5 protein-coding genes (1 of these 5 cut by a window edge) are annotated in these 7,765 nt (G+C 72.8%); 2 read left to right on the forward strand and 3 right to left on the reverse strand.

The annotated features are described in order from the left end of the window. Positions 1–16: 16 nt before the first annotated feature. Together OG456_RS19245 and OG456_RS19250 are read right to left on the reverse strand one after the other, a co-directional pair. Complete coding sequence (locus OG456_RS19245) at positions 17–1,969, reverse strand: sigma-70 family RNA polymerase sigma factor (RefSeq protein ID WP_266562608.1); 1,953 nt, start codon at positions 1,967–1,969, stop codon at positions 17–19. 270 nt (positions 1,970–2,239) lie between these two features. Next, positions 2,240–3,031, reverse strand: a complete 792-nt coding sequence (locus OG456_RS19250; protein WP_266562610.1) for a TetR/AcrR family transcriptional regulator — start codon at positions 3,029–3,031, stop codon at positions 2,240–2,242. A 378-nt stretch (positions 3,032–3,409) separates the two neighbouring features. On the opposite strand from OG456_RS19250, the gene OG456_RS19255 reads away from it, so the two are divergent. Next, positions 3,410–4,834 (forward strand): NAD(P)/FAD-dependent oxidoreductase, encoded by a 1,425-nt coding sequence (locus OG456_RS19255; protein WP_266562612.1) that lies wholly within the window; start codon positions 3,410–3,412, stop codon positions 4,832–4,834. 187 nt (positions 4,835–5,021) lie between these two features. Continuing rightward, a complete protein-coding gene (locus OG456_RS19260) occupies positions 5,022–6,704 on the forward strand; it encodes an ATP-binding SpoIIE family protein phosphatase (RefSeq protein ID WP_266562614.1) in 1,683 nt (560 codons plus the stop codon). A gap of 13 nt (positions 6,705–6,717) precedes the next feature. Here OG456_RS19260 and OG456_RS19265 read toward each other — a convergent pair whose 3' ends face one another. Then, positions 6,718–7,765 carry the 3' portion of an MFS transporter gene (locus tag OG456_RS19265; protein WP_266562616.1) on the reverse strand. 254 nt of this gene lie beyond the right edge of the window, so the window shows 1,048 of its 1,302 coding nt (coding positions 255–1,302); the start codon falls outside the window, past its right edge — the gene reads right to left on this strand; the stop codon is at positions 6,718–6,720.

Consider the following 7,765-nt stretch of genomic DNA (forward strand, 5'->3'; position numbering starts at 1 on the left):
CCTCAGCCGAGGCAGCTCACCGGCAGGTGAATCGGGACTCCGCCCAGTCCCCGACCGCGAGCGAGTCGAGCTTCGTCTGCGGCTCGGTGACCAGCCGGATCGCCTTGCGTCCCGCGAGATTCACATGAATCGGAACGGCCGGGTCCCCACCCCTGAGGACCTGCGACTTCCACAGCCGCACCCCGTCCGCGTACACGGTGAACCGCACCGCTCCCGTGCCCAGCGTCATGTCGTCGACACCGGCGAAGGCGTCGTACACGGTGCAGCTGCGGTTGAGGTCGATGGTCACGGAGGAGTTCGCGTGGACGGTGACCCCGTTCGCGTACTCCTTGTCCGCGACGCGCAGGCCCCACCGCTGCCACACCCAACTGCTCTCGCCGGGCCGGATCTCCGGCTTGGTGCCGTCACCGAGCCCGCCGTACGACAGCTGGTTCAGCTGGTAGACGGCCGGGGCGGGCGGCGGGGGAGGCGTGGGCTTCGGGGTGGGTTCGGGCGTCGGCTTCGGAGGCGGCGTCGGCTTGGGCGTGGGCTTCGGCGCCGGCTTCGGGGTGGGGGTCGGCTTCGGCGCGGGCTCGGGGGGAGGCGTCGGCTGCGGGGCCGGCGGCTCGGGCTTCGGCTCGGGGGGAGGCGTCGGCTTCGGCGGGGTGCTGGGCTGGGAGACCGCCGGCTTCTCCTTGTGCGCCTCCGGCTTGGACTTCTGCGGGTCGCCCGCGAGGGCGATCGCCACCGCCACGGCCACGCCCGCCGCGACCACACCGGCCGCGATGCCCGCCTTCACGGGCGCGCCGAGCCCCTCGGACGCCGCGGCGCCACCGCCCGCGGCCCCTCCGGAGCCGCCCCCCGCCGCGGCCGCCGCACCGGCGCCCGCCGCACTCGCGGCGCCGCCCCCGATGAGGGCGACCACCTTCGCGTACCCGGCGGCACCGAACCAGCCGATGACCGCGACCGGCACGACACCCGGGATCCCGCTGGCCACTTCCTTGATCTGACCGGCGGCGAGCCGGCACTTGGCGCACTCCTCCAGGTGCTTGCGCAGACCGCGTTCGGCCCGGGTGCGCAGGCTGCCGCGGGCGTACGCGCCGAGCCGGTCGGCGTAGCGCGCGCACTCCTCGTCCTGGGTGAGGGTGGTACTCACATGGGCCTGGAGGTACGCCTCCTTGAGGCCCTCGCGGGCGCGCTTGGCCAGCACGCGCGTGCCGTTGGCGTCGAGCCCGAAGAGCGTGGCGACCTCGCTGGGCGACTCGTCCTCGATCTCCGTGTGCCACAGGACGGCCTGCCAGCGCTCGGGCAGGGACCGGAAGGCCTGCATGGCCATGGACTGCTCGGCCTCGTGCATCGCGCGGACGTCGGCGCCGAGATCCAGCGTGTCGTCGTCGGAGACCTCGCTGGAGCGGGCGGCCTGCTGGGCGAACACCGCGAAGTCCTCGACCAGGTGTTCGCGCTTCGCCGACTTCGTCCAGCCCGCGGCGACGCGGCGCACGGTGGTCAGCAGATAGGCGCGCACCGCGTGCTCGGGCCCGCTGCCGCCGCGCACGGCCTGAAGCATGCGCGCGAACACCTCGGCCGTGAGGTCGTCGGCGGTGTGCCCGTCCCGGCAGCAGGTGCGTGCGTAACGGTGGACGGCGGTCGAGTGCCGGCGGTACAGCTCCTCGTACGCGGTGTCGTCGCCGGACCGCATACGGGCGATCAGGTCGGCGTCCGCCGGAGGCGTGTCCCGCGGGGGCGGCAGGACGGACTTCCCGGAGCCGACGCCGGGCTCGCGCTGCTGCGGGACGCTCGGGCCGGGGAGGTCCCCGCCCGGGGCTTCGGAGGTTTCGGAGGGACCGGAGGAGCCGGAGCGTTCGGAGCCCGGCGAGTCGTCCCGGAGTGGACCTCCCTGGCTCGGCACCTGCCGCGCGGGCAGCCCACCGGTCTCGGTGCCGCCCGCACCACTGCTCTCGAGTGGCTCGTCCCGCCCGTCAACGCTCATCGCGGAAAGCCCCCGACTGCACACTCAGACCCGAACACGCGGGAAAGAGTGCCACACGGGTGGCCCGCATCGCCTGCCCGTGCTCGGCAACCACTCATCCGTGGAAACTTCGCACAACGAAGTACTAGCTTTCACTCGTACGGGTAGTGGTCAACGAGCGTGCCAAAAACGGGAGTTGGCCGCGCGCGACGCACATGCGCCACCCACGGCCGTCCCCACGCCTGTCGCGTCCGCTCGGGGAGCCCAGCCCCTACGCGGTGCCGCCCGCCCCTACGCGGGCCGCGACCGCAGCCCTTCGAGCAGGATGTCCAGAAGTCGCGACGACGCCGCGGCCTGCTGTGCGGCGTCCGGCAGCGAAGGCGCCGCCGTGGCGATCACCAGCAGCACGTCCGCCACCGTCACGTCCTCGCGGAGCTCCGACGCCGCGCGCGCCCGGTCCACGAGCTGCCCGACGACGTCGAGCAGCGCGGCGACGCCCGCGTCGTCCGCCGGTACGGCCTCGGTGGCCGGGGACGTGCGCTGCTCCACGAGACGCAGGTCGGACGGGACGACGGCGTGCCGCTGCTGCGGAACCCGCGTCTCGTCCCGGACCGCGCCCGCCGCGTCGGCCGGCTCGTCGGCGACGCCGACGCGCAGCACCTGCGGAGGCAGCAGCCGCCCCGCACCGGAGGCGACGGACGTGCGCAGGAAGCGCGACAGCGCCGACCACGGCTCGTCCTCCTGGCCGAGGGCGGCACGCGCCTGGTCGGTCAGCCGGGAGGTCTCCTCCTCGGCTATGCGCCGCACCAGTACGTCCTTGCTCGGGAAGCGCCGGTACACCGTGCCGACACCGACCCGGGCGCGCCGCGCCACGTCCTCCATCGGCGCGCCGTACCCCAGCTCGCCGAAGACCTCGCGCGCCGCGCGCAGGACGTGCTCGAGATTGCGCTGGGCATCCACCCGGAGCGGCGCCGCACGCGAACTGTCGCCCGCGCCACGACCGTTACCGCTCGCGGCGGCCGGTCCGCCGGCCACGGCCGAAGCGGAAGCCGTCGAAGTCCATTGAGAGTCCTGAATGTGCATATGTGTTCCCCCGGTAATGACGTCTCCCCCCGGAGACTCTCCCCGCCATCGGCAACCGGAGCGTGAGGAACAGGTTCCACGGATCCGTCCGACGGATCCGTCAGCGCATCCCCCGACACCCCGACAGCACACGAACATAGTTGAGCCGGAGTCAATTCAGAAGGGGCAGGTTCCGCACGGAGCGCCCCCCGAACGGAGTAAGCGACGATTCCACCCCGATTGCACCCCCGCACCTCACCCGCCACATGTGCGCTGACCTGCGGACATGTCCCGGACTCCGGCAATTCGCCCACCCGGCGGCCGGCGCAAGCGCCGGTCACACAATTTGCCGGGGCTGTGGACAAACTCAGGTGGCCGATGCGTCATGGGGTGGTGTCGATGCCGAAGACTGCTTCTTCCCGGGGGACGGCCCCGGAAGTCCCGCGTACGCGCGTCCTCGTCGTAGGGGGCGGCTATGTCGGGATGTACACCGCCCTGCGCCTCCAGCAGAAACTCAAACCGGAACTGAGAAGCGGCCGGACCGAGATCGTCGTCGTCACCCCCGACCCGTACATGACCTACCAGCCGTTCCTGCCCGAGGCCGCCGCCGGATCCATCTCGCCGCGCCACGTCGTCGTGCCGCTGCGCCGCGTCCTCGGCCGCTGTCGCGTCATCGTCGGCGAGGTCACGTCCGTCGACCACAGCAAGCGCACCGCCACGTTCACCACCCTGGCCACCGAGGAGGAGGGCACGGGCGCCGTCGAGATCACGTACGACGAACTCGTCCTGGCCCCCGGCTCCGTCTCGCGCACCCTGCCCGTGCCGGGACTCGCCGACCACGGCATCGGCTTCAAGACCGTCGAAGAGGCCATCGGGCTGCGCAACCACGTCATCGAACAGCTGGACATCGCCTCCTCGACCCGCGACCCCGCCATCCGCGACGCGGCCCTCACCTTCGTCTTCGTAGGGGGCGGTTACGCCGGTGTGGAGGCACTCGGCGAACTCGAGGACATGGCCCGCTACGCCGCGGGTTACTACCACAACGTCACCGCGGACGACCTGAAATGGATCCTCGTCGAGGCCAGCGACCGCATCCTCCCCGAGGTCGGTGAGGAGATGGGCCGCTACACCGTCAGCGAACTGCGCCGCCGCAACATCGACGTACGCCTGCGGACGCGGCTCGAATCCTGCGAGGACCGGGTCGCCGTCCTCGACGACGGCTCCCGCTTCCCGACCCGCACCGTCGTGTGGACCGCGGGCGTCAAACCCCACCCCGTGCTCGCCGCGACCGACCTGCCGCGCAACGAACGCGGCCGCCTCAAATGCACCGCCCAGCTCGCCGTCGACGGCGCCCCGCACGCGTGGGGCGCGGGCGACGCGGCAGCGGTCCCCGACATCACGGCCGGCGAGGAGGGCAAGGAATGCGCGCCCAACGCCCAGCACGCGGTGCGCCAGGCCAAAGTCCTCGGCGACAACGTCGCGGCCTCCCTGCGCGGCGAGCCCCTGACGGACTACGCGCACGCATACGTCGGCTCCGTCGCCTCGCTCGGCCTGCACAAGGGTGTCGCCCACGTCTACGGGCGCAGGCTGAAGGGCTACCCTGCCTGGTTCATGCACCGCGTCTACCACCTGAGCCGGGTGCCGACCGTGAACCGGAAGGCCCGTGTCCTGAGCGAATGGATACTCTCCGGGCTCTTCAAGCGCGAGATCGTCTCCCTCGGCTCGCTCGAACGCCCTCGTGCGGAGTTCGAACTCGCTGCCGGGGGAAACCCACCCGGCAGCCCTCCGGCGAACCCGCCGCGGGACCCGAAGGGGTCGACCTGACCGGACCGGGGAACTCCCCCTCAACCACCGGCGTCTGACGGATGTCAGTCCGGTCGGTCAGACTGGTCCATGACCCTGGCCGGCCCCAGACCGTGGGCGGACCGACCGCCACGTTGCCCTTCCCCGCTGCTCCCGGCCCCGGCCGGGCAGGGGAGCCCCCACCCGACCTCACGAGGCTTTCCCCATAGTGAACTTCACGCGCTGGAGCGCCCGGCTCCCCGGAACGCAGCGCCGCGCGGCAGCGCGGTCCGACCATGGCGTCTCCCAAAGCCAGCGAGGGGAAGGCGCCGTGCCCGCCGCCCGCCACGAACACGCTTCCGACGGCGACGCGCCCACGCCCGCCGCCGGCATCGACGAACTGCCCGCACGCGAGGTCCTCGACCGCATCCCCGCCCTCGTCGCCCTCGTCCACGGCCCCGACCACCGCATCGCGTACGTGAACGACGCGTACGTCGCGGCCTTCGGCGACCGCCCCACCGGCGCACCCGCGCGCGAGGCGCTGCCCGAGCTGGAGGAACTCGGCCTGCTGCCACTGCTCGACCAGGTCCTGCGCAGCGCCAAGCCGCGCACGGTCAAGTCCCGCAAGGTGGCCGGCGGCCGCTCGTACACGTTCACCTGCACACCCGTGACGGTCCCGGCCGACGGCGCAGAGAGTGCGCACGAAGGGGCGGGCGGCTCCGGTGTGCTGGTCTTCGCGGCGGACGTCACCGACCACGCCGAGGCCGCCGAGCGGTTGCGCACCAGCGAGCGCCGCCAGCGCGAGACCGCCGTCACCCTCCAGCGCTCCCTCCTGCCCCAGGAGCTGGAACAGCCCGACGACCTGCGCATCGCGGCCACCTACCAGCCGGGCGGCACCGAGGCCGCGGTCGGCGGCGACTGGTACGACGTGATCACCCTCGGCGGCGGGCGCACCGCTCTCGTCATCGGCGACGTCATGGGCCGCGGGGTGCGCGCCGCCGCCGTCATGGGCCAGCTGCGCACCGCCGTCCGCGCCTACGCCCGCCTCGACCTGCCGCCGCACGAGGTGCTCCAGCTCCTCGACGGCCTCGCCATCGAGATCGACGCCAACCAGATCGCCACGTGCGTCTACGCGGTCCATGACCCGAACGAGGGCCGCCTCGTGTACGCGTCGGCCGGACACCTCCCCATCCTCGTACGCGACGAGAGCGGCACGATCCACCGCGCGGAAGAGCCCACCGGGCCCCCGCTCGGCACCGGCGGCTGGCTGCACGCCTCGGGATCGGTGCCGCTCGGCCCCGGATCGACCGCCGTCATGTACACCGACGGCCTGGTCGAACGCAGGGACGAGGACATCGACGAGGGCATCGCGTCCCTGGAGCGCGCGCTCGCCGGCGCCACCGGCACACCCCAGGTCGTGTGCGACCGCCTCATCCGCGCGGCAGGGGTCACCGCGGACCACGACGACGACGTGGCCGTCCTCGTCCTCCAGCACCCGGCGCGCACGGGACCCGACGGAGAGCTGTTCCGCAACGCCGCCCTTGAACTCCTCGGTGGCGTCGAAGCGGCCCCACGCGCGCGTGCCTTCGCCTCCGGGGTACTCGCCAGCTGGCGCTTCTCGCCCGAGCTGCACGACCTGGGCGTCCTGGCCGCCAGCGAACTCGTCGCCAACTCGCTCCAGCACGGCACCCCGCCCATGCGCCTCAGGCTCCGCCGCACCGACCGCCGACTGATCATCGAGGTCACCGACGGCGACGACCACCTCCCGCGCCGCCGCCGCGCCGAACCCGCCGACGAGGCGGGCCGGGGCATCGCCATCGTCGCCACGATCGCCTCGAACTGGGGGTCACGGCGCACCCCGGGCGGCGGTAAGGCGGTCTGGTGCGAATTCGCCCTGCCGCGGACCCCGTAATCCGGACGGAGCCTCAGACGGACGCGGCCGCGGGCACCGGTTCTGCCGACGCCCCGCCCTCCGCCACGATCCGGCTCTTCGCCAGCGACGGCTGGTCCTGCACGGGCGACAGATGCCGCCCGAGCCGCACCGCGAGGAACGTGATCCCCAGCGAGAACAGCACGAACGTCACGATGTACGGACCGTGCAGCGCGGCCCCCATGGGCCCGCCGACCGCCGGACCGACGGCCAGAGCGAGCTGCTTGACCAGCGCGAACGCCGAGTTGTACTGCCCGACCATCCCGGCCGGCGCCAGATCGGCGACCAGCGGGGCCACGGTCGGCGACAGCATCGCCTCACCGAGACCGAACAGCGCGTACGTCGAGATGAACGCGGCCGTCGCCATGGCCTGACTGCCGTGCCCGACGCCCGCGTACCCGGCCGCGAGCCACGCGATCGCCCACACGAGCCCGACCGCGGCGATCACCCGGGACCGCCTGCGCCGCTCGACGAACTTCAGGACCGCGAACTGCGCGACCACGATCATCGCGGTGTTGGCGGCGAGCGCGATGCCCAGCGTCGACGGGGAGATCCCGGCCGCCTCCACGCCGTACGCGCTCAGGCCCGACTCGAACTGCCCGTAGCAGGCGAAGAACAGCACGAACCCGAGAACGCACAGCTGCACCATCGCCCGGTGTCGCAGCAGCGCCCGCAGCCCGCCGCCCGTCCCGGAGCCACCCTTCGGCACCGCCCCGCCGATCGTCGGCGCGTACGGCATCCGCACGAAACCCACGACCCCGGCGAGCACCAGGAACATCACGGCCTCGATACCGAAGAGCAGCGTGAAGCTCGACGGGCGGCTCTCGTCGACAATCTGGCCGCCGATGAGCCCGCCGATGCCCAGGCCGAGGTTCTGCAGGAAGAACTGCATGGCGAAGGCGCGCGTACGGGTGTCCGGCGTGGACGTCCACACGATCATCGTGGCGAGCGCCGGCTGGATCACCGCGGTGCCCGCACCGAGCACCGCCGCCGACAGGATCGCGGTCGTCTGAACGCCGGCGAGCCCCAGCCCGAGGGCACCG

Source organism: Streptomyces sp. NBC_01446, from assembly GCF_026340095.1.
Lineage (GTDB): Bacteria > Actinomycetota > Actinomycetes > Streptomycetales > Streptomycetaceae > Streptomyces > Streptomyces aureus.